The following is a 15,981-nucleotide window of genomic DNA, read 5'->3' on the forward strand; positions in this document are numbered from 1 at the left end:
TACCGCCTTTTCAGTTTAGTTTCGATAGGAAGCTTGTGCCGAATTTCGGCAGTTCGCAAGCGAAATTATCGGCAATGGTCGCACCGATATCTGCAAATGTCGACCCTGTTCCAAGGTCAGATCCGCCATTAAAGCGGGGAGAGAATGCGAGAAGCGGAACATATTCGCGCGTATGGTCGGTTCCCGGGAAAGTCGGGTCGTTTCCATGGTCTGCCGTGATGAGCAGTAAATCGTCTTCTTTTAAGCCTTTCAGTACTTCCGGCAGGCGCTGATCGAATGCTTCGAGCGCTTTTGCGTAGCCTTCAGGATCTCTGCGATGGCCAAAGAGCGCATCAAAATCCACAAGGTTCAAAAAGCTCAAGCCATTGAAATCCTTGCCGACGACTTGAACGAGCTTATCCATGCCATCCGCATTATCCGCAGTTCTTACAGATTCCGTCACGCCGGCGCCATTATAGATGTCGTTAATTTTGCCGATAGCGATGACATCTTTCCCAGCATCCTGCAGTTCATTCATGACAGTGCGGTCAAAAGGCGTCAAGGCGTAATCGTGACGGTTGGATGTGCGCTTGAATGCTCCAGGTTCACCCAGGAATGGGCGAGCGATGACGCGCCCGACTAAAAATTCCGGGTCCAAAGTCAATTCACGGGCTGTTTCACAAATTCGGTACAGCTCATCCAATGGAATTACTTCTTCGTGTGCCGCAATTTGCAGAACCGGGTCAGCAGACGTATAGACAATCAACGCGCCCGTTTCCATGTGTTCTTGGCCAAGTTCGTCAAGGATTTCAGTGCCGCTTGCCGGTTTATTGCCGATGACTTTGCGGCCTGTCGCTTGTTCAAGCTTAACGATCAATTCTTGTGGAAATCCTTCTGGGTAAACTTTAAACGGTGTGTCAATGTTGAGCCCCATGATTTCCCAGTGCCCTGTCATCGTATCTTTTCCGACAGAAGCCTCCTCGAGACGCCCGAAATGGGCAGCTGGCGCTTCTTGCGCTTCAAGCCCTTTGACCGGGACGATATTCGCTAGACCCAGCTTCTCCATATTCGGCATCGATAGCCCGCCGACGGATTGCGCGATATGGCCGAGCGTATCTGCCCCTTTATCTCCAAAAGCTTCAGCATCCGGCGCTTCGCCGATACCGACTGAATCCAGTACGATTAAGTGTATGCGAGTAAACGGTTTCATTGTCATGTAAGTTCCTCCTTATTTGCCCTTTTATTCTATCATATCAATAGCCATTGTCGGAAGTCAGACCTCTGTTAGGCACGAGGATGAAATTGCGAATATACATCTTTTAAACGCGTCTTGCTGACATGGGTATAGATTTGGGTCGTTGAAATATCGGCATGTCCTAGCATTTCCTGTACAGCACGCAGGTCTGCCCCATTTTCAATTAAATGGGTGGCGAATGAGTGGCGCAATGTATGCGGCGTCAATTCTTTCTGGATGCCCGCTTTCTGGGCGTGCTGCTTGAGCAATTTCCAGAACCCTTGCCGCGTCAAGCGTTTCCCTCTTTGGTTGATGAACAGGGCATCAGTTTTTTCAGAAGGATTTCGCAGCGTGAGGCGTCCCGATTCAATGTATTGGCGGTTCGCCTCAAGCGCAGCCCGGCCAAGCGGAATGATCCGTTCTTTGCCGCCTTTTCCTATGCAGCGCACGAATCCCATCGTCAAATGGACATCTTCCATATCCAGGTTAATGCACTCACTGACACGCATGCCACTCGCATACAGCAATTCCAGCATGGCCCGGTCGCGCAGCCCGCTGGCTTTTGATGTATCCGGGGAATTCAATAACGCATCGATCTCTTCTATAGATAGGATGTTTGGAAGCTTCTTGTCCATTTGAGGCATTTCCAAGTGGACGGTGGGATCCGAATCGCTGCGCTTTTCCCTGATCAAAAACTGGTGAAAACTGCGAATTGAGGAAATATGCCTTGCCACTGTACGCGAGGTTTTTGCCATTTCCTGCAGATGGCGAAGGTGATTCAAAATATGGACCCGTTCGATTTTTCCGAGCCGTTCCAATTGTTCAACTTCACTCATGTACTGTATATAGCTTTTCAAATCACGTTCATATGAAGTCAGCGTGTTATCGGCCAGCTGCCTTTCCACACGGAGAAAATGCAAATAATCATCCAGTGCATCTTTCGCGTCATTCATTGAGATTCCTCCTTTTGCTGTTTATTGAAGATGAAAAAAAGACGGCCTACGACAGGCCGCCTTTTAAGCGTCTTTTTCCGGCTTATCAGCACCCGAATCATTGCAGCGCCAGCAAATGCCATGAAAAGTCAGACGGTGGTCTTTGATCTGGAAATTCCAGCGCTTTTCCACGACTGTTTCGACATCTTCAAGCAAGTCTTCCTGTATTTCATCCACCGCTCCGCACTCTAGGCAGACCAGATGATGATGGAAGTGTGCTGCGCCTTCCTGACGCAAATCATAACGGGAAACGCCATCCCCAAAATTTATTTTATCGACAATTTTCAATTCGGTCAGAAGTTCCAATGTACGGTATACCGTAGCCAAGCCGATTTCCGGTGCGATGTCCTTGACCAAAAGATAGACATCCTCAGCACTTAGATGGTCTTCTTCATGATCCAATAAAATTCGTACCGTTGCTTCACGCTGTGGCGTCAGCTTATAACTCGCAGCGTGTAATTGCTTTTTTATACGATCTATCCTTGTTTCCATGCGACGCCCTCCCTCAAACTGTATTCATTATATCAAAAGGGCGTTCTCGATTACAACAATCGATGCCGTTTATTATTTAGAATGATTCTTAACTAGTAATTGGATTAATTCTTATCTGATAAGTAGTTTTTAACCCATTGCACAGCGTAAGCGGTTTTGGCGTCAAAAATCCGTTCGTTATCGATCATGCCTTGTGCTTCCTCTACCGTCACTTCCAGTAATTCCACGAATTCGTCGTCATCCGTCACGGCGTCGTTGACCGCTCGGTGCAAGCCGCTCGCGAAGAAAACATGCACTACTTCATCAGCAAATCCCGGAGATGTCGAAAAGCTGATCACTTTTTCGAGCTTGTCCGCTGAATAGCCTGTCTCTTCCTCCAGCTCGCGCATGGCTGTGTACTCCGGAGCTTCGCCAGGTTCCAGTTTACCCGCCGGAATTTCGACAAGTGAGCGCTCTAGCGCTTTGCGGTATTGTTCAACCATGATGATTTTCTTTTCACCCGTCAATGCGATGACCGCTACCGCTCCCGGGTGTTCGATCAATTCTCGCTTCGACTGTTTGCCATTTGGCAGTGTCACGTCGTCAACTTTCAAATTAATGACCTTTCCCTCATATAAACGTTCACTATGAATTGTTTTTTCTTCAAATTTCTTCATACTGGCCCTCATTTCATTTGTAGTTTCAATACCGCAAAGTATACCATAGAGGAAACAAATTTTTACAATGAGGTGAAATGATGAAATACAATACACTGGGAACCAGCGGATTTGAAGTCAGTGAAATTGCACTTGGCTGCATGTCCCTGCCGGAAGACCCGAAACAAGCAGGAGCCATAATTGACGAAGCAATAGACAATGGCGTCACTTATTTTGACACTGCCGATTTTTATGGCAAAGGACAGAACGAGGAAATCGTTGGGGCCGCACTTGGCAACCGGCGCAAAGACATCATCCTCGCGAGCAAAGTGGGCAATGAATGGTCGGAAGACTCGGATGAAGTCCAATGGAACCCGACGAAAGCATATATCAAAGAACAAATCCATAACTCGCTGCGCCGCCTAAAAACGGATTACTTGGATTTGTACCAGCTTCACGGGGGGATGATCTCCGATAACTCAGAAGAAACGATTGAAGCGTTCGAGGAATTGAAAAAAGAAGGCTTGATCCGTGCTTACGGGATCTCATCCATTCGGCCGAATGTCATCCGGCGCTTTTTGAACAATAGTGAGATTGCTTCCATCATGATGCAGTACAGCCTCCTTGACCGGCGCCCTGAAGAATTCTTGCCGGAGATCGGTCAAGCCGGCCGTTCTGTCATTGCACGCGGCAGTTTGGCAAAAGGCTTGCTGACGGCTGAAGGTTTCACACGCGCTGAGAAGATGGGCGACTATCTGCAGTATGGACCGGATCAGCTGACGGCTACGTTGAAAAAGCTTTCGGCCATCCATGACAATGTCCATGCACTCGCCCTGCATTCGGTGCTGTCAGATAGTACCGTAGCTGCAGCGGTCACAGGAGCGAGCAACCCTGGGCAATTACGCGAAACGCTGCAAGCTTACCAACAGACTGTCACTGCACAGCAGGTTGAAGAAGCCAAGAAAGCGACGCGGCTGGACCGCTATGAACAACATCGCGATTAACCAGTTGCTTTAAGAGAATGGCGTCCCGCCTGCTGCGGGGCGCTTTTTTGTTCCATGTCTGTCTCTTTAAAAGCAGTTCAATCCCATTAAGGACGTTTGTACCTTTTTTCATAGGCAAGGCTTATACATGTAAATTACGCGGTTATGTGATTTTAAGCTAACCCCATTTACATCGCGGGTTTGCTAATTTTTATCGGGTGTTTTTTCGGAAAAAACAGAGTTTGTACCTAGAGTATTTTATTTATCGAAAAGGACTTTTGAAGGTTTGAAAGAATACCTAGAAGTGAATATACTGATTACGACTGAAATTTTCAAACCTTAATTTCAAGAAATCGGGGGCGTGCAAAATGATGAATTTTTATTTGACCCAATCCAAAAAATCTTATCAGTCAGCAGACGGAGATGCCATTTCGATGCATTCATACCTCGTTGTTGAATCTGTGACTAGATCCCTTGGACAGGAGTTTAAAAATCATAAGCTGGCATGGGAAGCGGAAGATCGCTGGCTGCTTGCAGACGCCCCGGAGAAAATCATCCATATGCCTGACGGCTATCAGCGCTTTGAACTCTCAGAGCCTGTATTTGCATCTTTGCGCTTGCTGGCCGAAACCCAGCCAAAAGAGCTTCATACCTTGACGCCTTTTTCCAGAAAGCGCACTTCCGAAACATTCATCGAGCAGCAGCAAGCTGAAGCGCGGAGGGAATTTCATTTCAACGACGTCGCCAAGAGCTTAAAGCAAATGTTCAAAGACATCATGACGGTCTAGAAGCTTTGCATATAAAAAAGACGGAGAACATCAACTGTTCTCCGTCTTTTTGCGTTTGATTTACTTTAAATCTGTTCAGGATCCTCTTTGGCTGCTTCATCTACAGGCTGGTCATCAAATTGATCATTGGCTGGTTGGCTGACCGGTTCGATAGACTGTGTATTTCTCGAAGTGTAGGTCTTCAGCATGTCAGCAATATCAATGCCCGTCATTTCCTTCAATGGTTCCTGCATATCGACCATTGTGCGAGTGACGCTTCTGCCGAATGACGGGACGCCTTGGCCGTTTCCGGAATCGATGATTTTAACGGAATCGATATTGTTGAGCGGCTGTGCCACTTTTTCGGCGAATACCGGCAGCATATCGATCAGTTTCTCTGCAATGATGACATCGCCATGTTCTTCCATGGCTTCAGCAAGCAATTTACGGGATTCGGCTTCCGCTTTACCACGTTCACGGATGACTTCCGCTTCAGCAGCACCCTCATCGCGCTTGATCTTCGCTTTCGCTTCACCGTCAATGACAGAACGTCTCGCTTCCGCTTCTGCCGTACGCGTGGTTTCGTAGTAGCTAGCATCCGCTTTTGTTTTGCGGACTTTGCTCTCTTCTTCTTCAAGGCGGACCGCACGTTCGCGTTCCATGAACTGCATATTCAATTCTTCTTCCTGGATTTCCATCGCGAGTTTCGCTTTTTCGAGTTCATACGATTGCTCAGACTTGGCGCGTGCGCGTTCGGTTTCTTCCTTAAATGCCGCATCTTTCAAATCTTTTGATTTACGGGATTCAGCAATGGAAATTTGGCGTTTGTACTCTTCTTCTTTCGCTTCCTGATCGGTCTGGGCACGGTGAATGCGTGTCTCCCGTTCCGTGTTCGCTTCTGCGATTTCCGCTTGCTTGCGGACTTCAGCGATGCGCGGACGACCCAGGTTCTCGAGATAGCCATTGTCTTCATCAGCATCACGAAGGTCGGTCAATCCGAGTGAAGTAATTTTAAAGCCCATTAAATCAAGCTGTTTTTGTGCGATTTCCTGGACATCGGTATTGAATTTTTCCCGGTCGCTATTGATGTCTTCAACGGTCATCTTCGATAAGATGGCACGCAAATTACTGCCGAGCACTTCGATGATCTCAACTTCAATTTCCTCTTGCTTTTTCCCAAGGAATTGCTCGGCGTAATTAGCAATGCCATTCAAAGTATCTGCAACTTTGACCATCGCGACAGCATCCGCTACGATCGGGACACCCGCATTCGTGTAAACACGCGGCGTCGACAACTTCAATTGGAACGACGTTAGATTGACTGGCGTTGACGTTTGGAAGCGGCGCAGCAAATAACCGCCGCCGCGGATGATCTTCATGGAACGCCCTTCATCGTCCGTAAAGATGTTCGTGTCTTTTTTCGGATCCCCGAGTTTCGGCCCTGTAATGATCAAGGCTTCGTTCGATTTGGCGGTACGGTAGCGGATTTTCATCCAAAAGAAATAGCCGACGCCGGCAACTGCCGCCAAAATGAGAACCACAATTAAAATTGAAATAATTCCGATTGACTCCATCTTATCCCATCCTTTTCAGTAAGCTGATTTTCTCCTGCCCTATTCTATACGGTCGAATCAGTAAGATGTTTCAAAAAAAGGGAAAGAATAGCCATTCTTTTTAAAAACTAGTCCGCCATCACTTTAATCAATGAAAAAATGATGGACAATACCATCAATACAAACACAAAATAACCAAAATGGATCCACGGTTTCGTATGCGGCTGAATCAGCCTGGGTTCCCTTTGTTCCGGCTCTTTCTCCAGCGCCGAGTTTGGCGGAAACTCTTCGTCGTTCATCTTCTTATCCTCCTGTAATTGAATTTTCCCTATTCAAGCTTCTAAGCCTCGTTGATTAGTCTTGATAGTAACGTGCACTTCTTTCATTATATCAATTGATAGTAAATGGAATATAAAAATATTTTGGAAATAATTAACTAATTAAAAATTATCCCATCTGTTGGCTGATTATTTGGTAAGATAGAAAAAACACTGCATGGCAAAAGATGGTTATTTTCTTGGAAATGAGGTGGCAGGCCATGAAACTTATCGATGATCTGGCTGGCGCGATTTATGATATCCTAAGTTGGATTGTATGGGGTTTTTCTTATTTTGCTGCTGGGGTGGTCATCATAGGCACCCCCTTATACTTAATCACTTTTCTGCTGGAATGGTTGGCTTGAACGCAGAACCCCCCTGTCACAAACGTGACAGGGGGGTTCTGCGTTTAATATTTAGTTCCTGAATCTCCATGCCGCTCGAGCAATTCGGCAAACGATAGGTTCTTTTCGCGCTCTTTGCGTTCAAACTGCCGCTGCGCTTCTTTTTCTTCTTCAAGCTTCTGCTTGTCTTTCACTAATTCTTTTTTTGTGGCCTTCAGCTTCATTAGCTGCTCTTCCGAAAAAAGGCCGTTGTCGTTGAGTTTGTCTTTCGCCATACCATTCTCTCCTTATGGGCGTTTTACGATCGTTGCCACCCCTTGTCCGCCACCGATGCAAAGTGTCGCAAGGCCTGTCTTGGCGTCGCGTTTTTTCATTTCGTGGAGAAGCGTCACGAAAATCCGTGTACCACTCGCGCCGATGGGGTGACCGATCGCGATGGCGCCACCGTTGACATTCAATTTTTCGTGGTCAAACTTCAGTTCACGGTCAACTGCAATTGATTGCGCCGCAAATGCCTCGTTCGCTTCGATCAAATCGATGTCGCCAAGTGTCATATTGGCTTTCTTCAAAGCATTTTTCACCGCTTGTACAGGACCGATGCCCATGACAGCAGGATCGACGCCTGCGTTGCCGTTCGCAGAAATGACCGCGAGTGGTTCGATGCCCAGTTCGTCGGCTTTTTCTTTCGTCATGACGATCACTGCTGCCGCACCGTCGTTAATACCGGATGCGTTTCCGGCTGTGACTGAGCCGTCTTTCTTGAACGCCGGGCGCAGTTTCGCAAGCTTCTCTTCGGTTGAAGAAGCTTTCACGTATTCATCCGTAGTAAAGACGACCGGATCGCCTTTGCGCTGAGGGATTTCTACAGCCACGATTTCCTCGTCAAAACGTCCGCCTTCGATTGCCGCGGATGCCCGTGCTTGTGAACGAGCCGCAAAACGATCTTGTTCTTCGCGCGAAATCTCGTAGCGGTCACATAGGTTTTCGGCTGTCACGCCCATATGATAATCGTTGAATGCACACGTCAAGCCGTCATGGACCATGCTGTCGACCACTTTCTGGTCGCCCATGCGGTAGCCGTCTCTTGCGCCTTCTAATAGATATGGGGCACGGCTCATATTCTCCATGCCGCCTGCCACCACGATATCGGCATCACCTGCAAAAATCGCCTGATACGCCAAATGGATCGATTTCAAGCCGGATCCGCATACTTTATTGATGGTCATCGCCGGCACCGTCTCCGGAAGCCCTGCTTTGATGGAAGCCTGGCGCGCCGGATTTTGCCCGAGCCCTGCTTGCAGGACATTGCCCATGATGACTTCCGATACTTGATCGCCCGCTACCCCTGCGCGCGATAAAGCTTCTTTGATAACGATGGCTCCGAGATCTGTCGCCGGCACATCTTTCAGCGTACCCTGGAAAGAACCGACCGCCGTTCTGACAGCGCTTGCAATTACGATTTCTTGTGACATTTCTTTTATCCCCCTTGTCTGATTCTTGCTCTTTTATCCCCCCTATCGCTACAATAAAGCTAAGGGGGGATAGTATGTTTAGTTTACCAAAAACAGCTACGATTATCGAGGTTGGGCCGCGCGATGGCCTGCAAAATGAAGCCAGGACCGTCAACACCGAAGACAAATTGGATTTTATCAAGGCCTTGCAGGAAGCAGGATTAAAGGAAATGGAGTTGACTTCGTTTGTGTCGCCGAAATGGGTACCGCAAATGGCCGATGCACGGGATATTGTTGCCGGCGCACAAAAGATCGGCCGCCAAATGGTCCTGACGCCGAATGAACGCGGCATCACATCTGCCTTGGAGGCCGGGGCCGATTCGATCGCTGTCTTTGTCGGGGTTACCAATTCATTCAATGAAAAAAACATCAACAAGACGACGGCTGAGTCGATGGAAACATTACAACCATTGATTAAAAAAGCGAAACAAGACGGCATCTTCGTGCGCGCCTGTATTTCAACAGCGTTCTACTGCCCGTTTGAAGGAAAAATCGATCCGCAGCGAACGATTGATTTATGCCGCCAATTCGTCGATTGGGGAGTCGATGAATTGAGCGTCGCCGATACGATCGGCCTGGCGAACCCGCAAGAAAGCCATGAGTTGTTCAGCCGATTGAAAGAGCAATTTCCGGAAGTGCTGATTGCGGCGCATTTCCACGACACGAGACGCATGGCGCTGGCCAATGCCTATGCAGCACTTATTGCCGGAGTCGACCGGTTCGACGCATCTGCCGGCGGGCTTGGCGGCTGCCCATTTGCACCGGGTGCTACCGGCAATGTCGCGACCGAAGATTTGGTCCATATGTTCCACCGCATGGGTGTCGACACCGGGGTCGATCTCGAGAAACTTTACGAAGCGATTTCGCTCATTGAACCGCATGTATCGAATCCGCTGCATACAGGGATGTATACGTTGTACAAAAACAGAAAATGAGGTGTGTGCGCCGTGAAAAAGCGACTATTGATGACTACAGCCATCGTCTCGAGCACATTGACTGCTTCTTTTGCCGCATTGGGTTTTGCCGCAAGCAACCGTCTGATGTATGTAAAGAATAAAGACGCCTCTTTGATTTTGGAACGGGAAACGAACGCCAAACGCTATGATGAAGCTTGGTATGCCAACGCCAAAAAAAGCGAACAATGGATCGAATCCGCTAACGGCTATCCGATCAAAGCGATTTTCCTGGAGCCGCACACCACAAACCGTTACGTCATCATTTGCCATGGCGTCACCGAAAGCAAAGTGAACTCGTTTAAATATGCGCGCATGTTCGAACGCCTCGGGTTCAACTCTGTCGTCTATGACCACCGCCGGCACGGCGAATCGGGCGGCAAGACGACGAGCTTCGGGCATTATGAAAAGCTGGATTTGCAAGCAGTTGTAAAGGCCTTACAACTCCATGTCGGGCCATCTTTGTTCTTTGGCATCCACGGGGAATCGATGGGCGCCGCGACGACGCTATTATATGCCGGAATGGAGGACTCGGCGGATTTTTACATCTCCGACTGTGCCTATTCCGATATCAGCGAACAGATTCTGCACGTCATGCGCACGACGACGCCGATGCGCACTTCTTTGGCGCTTCGCCTTGCCAATGTATTCCTGAAGCTGCGCGACGGCTATTCCATTACCACCGTATCACCCCGGGAAGTCGTAAAAAAGATTGCAAAGCCCGTGCTGTTCATCCATAGCCTGCCGGATGAATTCGTCTTGCCGAAAATGACGAAAGAATTATTCGAATTGAAACAAGGCGCCAAACAGCTGAAATTGTTTGATGAAGGCGAGCATGCCCAATCATTCAATAAAAATCCGGAAGAATACGAAGAGACGGTTGCAGATTTCCTGATGGCCCACGGTTTATTGGCACCCAAACCTGCTGCTGATGTTTCACAGATTTCCAGCTGAGCTAAAATGAATGCACAAAAAAGAACCACCGTTCAGAAACGAACGGTGGTTCTTCTTGTATTCATCACCTATGGGCGAATAATTGCATAAGCGTTTATTTTTTGCCCGGTTTTGTCGAGGCTTTGTTCATTTGAGCCATCATTTGGTTGATTTTCTTTTGAGATGGTTTTTGACCCATTTGCATCATCATAATCCGCAGCATCTCTTCGTTGATCGGTGGGTTGTCCTGCAAATATTTCATCATGTATCGGCGAGCGATAAAGAATCCAAGTGCAACACCTGCGAGTAAAGCCACAATTACGATAACAATCCAGATCCATGTATCCATACAAATTACCTCCTTCGTGTTGCCAATTAAATCATGCACCAAAAAGGATTATACTATAAATTTCAGGACGTGACTATATGAACGGCATTAAAATTGCGGAGAAACAAAGACTGCCTCCCATCACACCCCGAGCAGCGACGGTACGCTCACTCGCCAGACGAATTCAAGAGCACATATCCCGCTTTTTCGACCAAGCGCTGCCCTTGACTGGAAGTGAACCATTCTGCCAGTTCCAAGGCTTCCGGGCTGCTATGCTGCGTGGTGACGATATAAAACTCCGAAGTTAGTGGATATTCATCATTTCGAATGGCGTTAACTGACGGCACAATGCCATCGATAGCCAAGTATCGAATCACTTTATTGCCGGCCATTTCCTCCCCGTAGAAACGGAATGTAAAACCGAGCGCATTTTTGTGATTTTTATATTCTGCCACCTGATCGATGATGCCGCCCATGCCTTCTTCTATGTTTTCACGGGGAGCCTCCATCACCGGCACCTCGCCCATGAACTGAAGCAGCGTTGTTTGGCTGCCGCTGTCTTCAGGGCGCTGGAAAGCCCTGATCTCTTCAGCATCTCCACCAACTGAAGACCAATCGGTGATTTCGCCGCTATAGATCATGCGAAGATCTTCAGAACTCAATGACTCGACCGGGTTGTCTGCATGGACGAAAAAGACGAACGCCTCTTTCCCGATCGGCGTCAGTGTAAGCTCGAGCCCCTTGGCATCTGCTGTTTTCAACTGCCCCTGTGATGGCGCAGCGGCAAAAATTGCATCCACCTCTCCTTCGAACAAATTGGAATAAGCAAAAGGCGTGGTATTGACCATCACTTCACTAGCTGATGGTTCATACCAATCTTCTGGATACATCATTTCTGCAGCGGCTGCATATATTGGGTAAAGCGCGGTCGCTCCGTCAAGCCTTGGCAAATCCCCTTCAAACTGGAGTTCGGGCTCCTCCTCCAACACATTCAACTTGGAGTCTTCTTGAAACGGTATATATGAATAGATGTCCACTTCAGCCGAAACGGCAGGGATGGAATCCAAATAAGCTTGGTAAAGCGGCCAAACGGCGAGCATGATGGCAAGAACAACGAACACTACCGCTGTCTGTTTCCACCTTTTTGCGTCGCCAATTCGCTTGGATAATAAAAAAATAAAAAATAAAAAAAGCAGAACAAAGAAAAACAGCGGCAGCCACCCCCTTTCCCCCGAGAGTAATAACATGATGCCTCCAAAAAAGCCGACAATGCTTATAGCGATGAAAATAGCAAACGCTGGTATTAAACTCCATAGTTTCTTCATAATCCCACCTCTTAAAATGATTATAACCGGACAGGGCTATAAAATGATCGAACAAAAAACTTCCCACTAAAAAAAAGCCGCCAGAAGTTAACTTCTGACGGCTTCAACTTATTTCAAGACTTTCTTTTCGTTCTCAAAAACGGAATTTACCCGTTGATCAATTGCTTCACTTTGGATGCAACGTTTTCAGGCGTGAAACCGAATTCTTCCATGATTTTCTCACCAGGGGCACTTGCACCAAAGTGATCGATCGCGAGGATATCGCCTTCAAATCCAGTGTAGCGGTCCCAACCGAATGAGGAGCCCATTTCGATGGCGAGGCGTTTTGTGATGTTTTTCGGCAAGACGGATTCTTTGTACTCTTTATCCTGCTGTTCGAAACGATCCCATGATGGCATCGACACAACAGACACCGAGATGCCTTGTTCTTTTAATTGTTTCTGTGCTTCTACTGCTAGGCTGACTTCAGATCCAGTCGCTAGAAGCAAGGCTTGTGCGTCATCAGCTGGAGACACGACGTAAGCGCCTTTTTCGACGCCTTCTTCCGCTTTTTCACCTGTCGTTTCAAGGACTGGCAAGTTTTGGCGGGACAATACGAGCAAGGTCGGCTTGTCTTTAGACGTGAGCGCCAAGCGCCATGCCGCTTTTGTTTCGTTCGCATCGGCTGGGCGGATAATGCCCAAGTTTGGCATTGCGCGAAGTGATGCAAGCTGTTCGATTGGTTCATGTGTCGGGCCGTCTTCTCCAACCGCTACGCTATCATGCGTGAACACGTAGGTAACTGGAAGCCCCATCAATGCGCCTAGGCGGATCGCTGGGCGGACGTAGTCACTGAACACGAAGAACGTACCACCGAAGACATGCAAGCCGCCGTGAAGCGCCATGCCGTTAAGTGCAGCACCCATTGCGAATTCACGAACGCCGAACCAGATATTGCGGGCTTCTGGATGCTCAGCATCGAAGTCGCCGCCGTCTTTGATATTGGTTTTGTTCGAACCAGCAAGGTCAGCGCTGCCGCCGAAGAACGAAGGAACCGTCTTAGCGATGGCATTGACCATATCACCGGATGATGCACGCGTCGCTTGTTTTTTGCCGACTTCGTATTGTGGGAACTGTGAGTCGAAATCAGCCGGCAAGTCACCGCGGATCGCTGCTTGCAGCTGGGAAGCAAGTTCAGGATGCTGCTCTTCGTACTGCTTGTACAATTCGTTCCAAGCTGTTTCCGCTTTAGCGCCTAGTGATTCTGTCGCTTCTTTGAAGGTTTCGTAAACTTCTTCCGGAACATGGAAATCTTGATCGAACGTCCATTTATAATATTCTTTCGTCAATTTCATTTCATCTTCGCCAAGTGGTGCACCGTGCGAATCCGCTTTACCGGATTTGTTCGGGGAACCATAGCCGATGACCGTCTTGACTTCCACCAATGTCGGTTTGTCCGTAGATTTTTTCGCTTCAGCGATTTTTTCAGACAAATCGTCCATATCGTTGCCGTTATCCACACGGAGATAGTTCCAGCCGTATGACTCGAAACGCTTCTGGATGTTCTCTGAGAAACTCATCGACAAATCGCCGTCGAGTGAAATGTCGTTGCTGTCATACAAAACGACCAATTTATCCAGTTTCAAGTGCCCTGCAAGCGAAATCGCTTCTCCGGCAACCCCTTCCATCAAATCCCCGTCTCCGCAAAGAGCGAACGTGTGGTGGTCGATGATGTCGAGGCCATCTTTATTGTATGTAGCTGCCAAATGGCGTTCTGCCATTGCCATGCCGACTGCCATGCCGATCCCTTGGCCAAGCGGCCCAGTTGTCGCTTCGACACCGACTGTGTGCTTGTATTCAGGATGTCCTGGCGTCTTCGAATCCCATTGGCGGAAGTTTTTGATTTCCTCCATCGGCAATCCGTATCCGCTTAAATGAAGCAAGCTGTAAAGAAGCATGGAGCCGTGTCCTGCTGACAGGACGAAACGGTCGCGGTTGAACCAGTCTGGGTTGTTCGGGTTATGGTTCATATGTTTTGTCCAGAGTGTATACGCCATTGGAGCGGCGCCCATTGGAAGTCCCGGGTGTCCGGAATTGGCTTTTTCAATCGCATCGATGGAAAGTGTTCGAATGGTATTTACTGCAAGTTGATCTGCATGGTTTGACATAGTGACATCCTCTCTGAAACTAAATTTAATCCTATTCTAGTTTAGTCAACTCTAGGGAAGAATACAACGAAAAAGAGAATAAGTATTAATTCAAATACTTATTCTCCCGTTTATTTTTAATTTTGTCTGGCGTTACGTCTTTTCCTTCCGGATCGATGACGGTGACATTTTCAATCGTTCCACGCATCGACTTGCGGAAACTTTGCAAGTATTCCTGGCGCAGCGCCGATTGTTCTTTTGCTTCTTCTTGCGACAGCCCGTCGCGCTTGGACTTTTTGGACAGTTCATTGATGCGTCCGATCTTATCTGGAGATAGCATGTAAAGTCCCCCTTTCTACTGCTCCATGGTACAAAAAAAGGCGGGACAGTGCAAGATTTCAGCTTTCTTTCATTTGCTGGTACTCGCGGAAACGGCGGTGCACCGTCGCTTTGCTTGCTTGGTAGCCGAAGCCTTGCAGCGTAACCGCGATTTCATGGAAGGTCAAGCCGCTCGCTTTTAGGCTGACGATCTGATCTACCGGAAGATCCAGTCGCTCACGGCCGTCCGGATTGCCTTTTCCTTTTAAATTGCGCTCGGGCTTATAGCCATTCTCCACCGCACGCTTCATGCCCCGTTTGATCTTGGCATTGTGGATTTTGCGCTGGTATTCTTCCACGATGGCCAAAATTTCAAGGACCATGTCATCCATATCGTTCAAGGCGATCGGGCCATGATCCGATAGCGTATAGACATCGACCTCATGTTTTTTCATGACATGCAATAAAGCGATACGTGCATGCCCTCTGCCAAGGCGCGTCTCATCTTGGATGAACACGGCATCGACCTTTTGGCTCTTCACTTGATTGAGCATCTCGAGAAGCCCTTCACGATCCATTTCATATCCGCTGTGCTGGTCACTGTATACATCTTCCACCAGGTAGCCTTGCTCGAATGCAAACGACAGCAATTCTTCTTCCTGCCGTTCGAGCGAAGTTTCCTGCTCGTCTTTAGTGGTACTGACACGGCAGTAAACTAAAGCTTTTTTCTTCATTCTGCATCACCTGCATAATATTTAGTTTCATCCGGCGTGAAGTTCAACTGTTCTGCTGGAATCTTCAATGATTGCCCTGCCACGATTTTCGTCGTCTTCAAATTATTCACTTCCATGATCTCTTCTATCCATTCATGATGGGGAGTTTCGCCGCTGAACGATTCAGCTAACTCCCATAGCGTATCACCTTTTTCAATTTGCAGCTCGCCCAATTGCTGCTTTTCGGCGTTATGGCTGATCACCGTGTAAAATGTAAACACTACTATGAGTGAGAAAAAGAAAACTAAATATGAGTTCCGTCGAAAGAATGTCATTCAAGCCGCCCCCTTTAGGATATTTGTTCGGAATGTATGTTCTCATAGTAAAGCGAACAGACGTTTCTTGTCAAGATTAAATTCGAACCTATGTTTGCATTTCAATGCCCGAGTTGCTATACTATAGATAGTTAATCTTGAAT

Annotated in this window: 19 protein-coding genes; 5 read left to right on the forward strand and 14 right to left on the reverse strand. The window is 47.9% G+C overall.

Annotated features, from left to right (window positions below; all coding sequences use genetic code 11):
* Window positions 1-10: 10 nt before the first annotated feature.
* The 4 genes from deoB to AUC31_RS08140 form a co-directional block, all read right to left on the reverse strand.
* A complete protein-coding gene (gene deoB, locus AUC31_RS08125) occupies window positions 11-1,195 on the reverse strand; it encodes a phosphopentomutase (protein ID WP_174520000.1) in 1,185 nt (394 codons plus the stop codon).
* A gap of 68 nt (window positions 1,196-1,263) precedes the next feature.
* Entirely contained in the window at window positions 1,264-2,166 is a 903-nt protein-coding gene (xerD, locus tag AUC31_RS08130; protein WP_058380526.1) for a site-specific tyrosine recombinase XerD, read from the reverse strand.
* 63 nt (window positions 2,167-2,229) lie between these two features.
* Window positions 2,230-2,697, reverse strand: coding sequence for a ferric iron uptake transcriptional regulator (gene fur, locus AUC31_RS08135; protein ID WP_058380525.1), 468 nt, complete (start codon window positions 2,695-2,697; stop codon window positions 2,230-2,232).
* A 104-nt stretch (window positions 2,698-2,801) separates the two neighbouring features.
* Window positions 2,802-3,353: an NUDIX hydrolase gene (locus tag AUC31_RS08140; protein ID WP_058380524.1), complete on the reverse strand. Its 552-nt coding sequence runs from the start codon at window positions 3,351-3,353 to the stop codon at window positions 2,802-2,804.
* 80 nt (window positions 3,354-3,433) lie between these two features.
* Here AUC31_RS08140 and AUC31_RS08145 point away from each other — a divergent pair, with 80 nt between their 5' ends.
* Entirely contained in the window at window positions 3,434-4,336 is a 903-nt protein-coding gene (locus tag AUC31_RS08145) for an aldo/keto reductase (protein ID WP_058380523.1), read from the forward strand.
* A gap of 347 nt (window positions 4,337-4,683) precedes the next feature.
* Window positions 4,684-5,103: a hypothetical protein gene (locus AUC31_RS08150; RefSeq protein ID WP_058380522.1), complete on the forward strand. Its 420-nt coding sequence runs from the start codon at window positions 4,684-4,686 to the stop codon at window positions 5,101-5,103.
* Between the two features lie 65 nt (window positions 5,104-5,168).
* Here AUC31_RS08150 and AUC31_RS08155 read toward each other — a convergent pair whose 3' ends face one another.
* A complete protein-coding gene (locus AUC31_RS08155) occupies window positions 5,169-6,656 on the reverse strand; it encodes a flotillin family protein (RefSeq protein ID WP_058380521.1) in 1,488 nt (495 codons plus the stop codon).
* Between the two features lie 107 nt (window positions 6,657-6,763).
* Window positions 6,764-6,934 carry a hypothetical protein gene (locus AUC31_RS17705; RefSeq protein ID WP_157073475.1) on the reverse strand — a complete coding sequence of 57 codons (171 nt, stop codon included), beginning with the start codon at window positions 6,932-6,934 and terminating at the stop codon, window positions 6,764-6,766.
* A 239-nt stretch (window positions 6,935-7,173) separates the two neighbouring features.
* Here AUC31_RS17705 and AUC31_RS17710 point away from each other — a divergent pair, with 239 nt between their 5' ends.
* Entirely contained in the window at window positions 7,174-7,317 is a 144-nt protein-coding gene (locus AUC31_RS17710; RefSeq protein ID WP_167549912.1) for a hypothetical protein, read from the forward strand.
* A gap of 44 nt (window positions 7,318-7,361) precedes the next feature.
* Here AUC31_RS17710 and AUC31_RS08160 read toward each other — a convergent pair whose 3' ends face one another.
* Together AUC31_RS08160 and AUC31_RS08165 are read right to left on the reverse strand one after the other, a co-directional pair.
* Window positions 7,362-7,571: a DUF3886 domain-containing protein gene (locus AUC31_RS08160; protein WP_058380520.1), complete on the reverse strand. Its 210-nt coding sequence runs from the start codon at window positions 7,569-7,571 to the stop codon at window positions 7,362-7,364.
* Between the two features lie 12 nt (window positions 7,572-7,583).
* Window positions 7,584-8,768, reverse strand: a complete 1,185-nt coding sequence (locus AUC31_RS08165) for an acetyl-CoA C-acetyltransferase (RefSeq protein ID WP_058380519.1) — start codon at window positions 8,766-8,768, stop codon at window positions 7,584-7,586.
* Between the two features lie 74 nt (window positions 8,769-8,842).
* Between AUC31_RS08165 and AUC31_RS08170 the strand changes: the two genes are divergently transcribed.
* Window positions 8,843-9,742 (forward strand): hydroxymethylglutaryl-CoA lyase, encoded by a 900-nt coding sequence (locus tag AUC31_RS08170; RefSeq protein WP_058380518.1) that lies wholly within the window; start codon window positions 8,843-8,845, stop codon window positions 9,740-9,742.
* Between the two features lie 12 nt (window positions 9,743-9,754).
* The gene (locus AUC31_RS08175) at window positions 9,755-10,714 is read left to right on the forward strand and encodes an alpha/beta hydrolase (RefSeq protein ID WP_058380517.1); all 960 of its coding nucleotides are present in this window, start codon (window positions 9,755-9,757) and stop codon (window positions 10,712-10,714) included.
* A 94-nt stretch (window positions 10,715-10,808) separates the two neighbouring features.
* On the opposite strand, the gene AUC31_RS08180 is transcribed toward AUC31_RS08175, so the two are convergent.
* From AUC31_RS08180 to yneA, 6 genes are all read right to left on the reverse strand, one after another.
* On the reverse strand, window positions 10,809-11,042 hold the full coding sequence (locus AUC31_RS08180; RefSeq protein WP_058380516.1) for a YneF family protein: 234 nt from the start codon (window positions 11,040-11,042) through the stop codon (window positions 10,809-10,811).
* A 146-nt stretch (window positions 11,043-11,188) separates the two neighbouring features.
* Entirely contained in the window at window positions 11,189-12,142 is a 954-nt protein-coding gene (locus AUC31_RS08185; RefSeq protein WP_237150733.1) for a PstS family phosphate ABC transporter substrate-binding protein, read from the reverse strand.
* A gap of 350 nt (window positions 12,143-12,492) precedes the next feature.
* Window positions 12,493-14,493 (reverse strand): transketolase, encoded by a 2,001-nt coding sequence (gene tkt, locus AUC31_RS08190; RefSeq protein ID WP_058380514.1) that lies wholly within the window; start codon window positions 14,491-14,493, stop codon window positions 12,493-12,495.
* Between the two features lie 85 nt (window positions 14,494-14,578).
* A complete protein-coding gene (locus tag AUC31_RS08195; RefSeq protein WP_058380513.1) occupies window positions 14,579-14,812 on the reverse strand; it encodes a DUF896 domain-containing protein in 234 nt (77 codons plus the stop codon).
* Between the two features lie 58 nt (window positions 14,813-14,870).
* The gene (locus tag AUC31_RS08200; protein ID WP_058380512.1) at window positions 14,871-15,524 is read right to left on the reverse strand and encodes a YneB family resolvase-like protein; all 654 of its coding nucleotides are present in this window, start codon (window positions 15,522-15,524) and stop codon (window positions 14,871-14,873) included.
* On the reverse strand, window positions 15,521-15,838 hold the full coding sequence (gene yneA / locus AUC31_RS08205) for a cell division suppressor protein YneA (RefSeq protein ID WP_058380511.1): 318 nt from the start codon (window positions 15,836-15,838) through the stop codon (window positions 15,521-15,523). The genes AUC31_RS08200 and yneA overlap by 4 nt, the downstream gene beginning before the upstream one ends.
* Window positions 15,839-15,981 lie beyond the last annotated feature (143 nt).

Source organism: Planococcus rifietoensis, from assembly GCF_001465795.2.
Lineage (GTDB): Bacteria > Bacillota > Bacilli > Bacillales_A > Planococcaceae > Planococcus > Planococcus rifietoensis.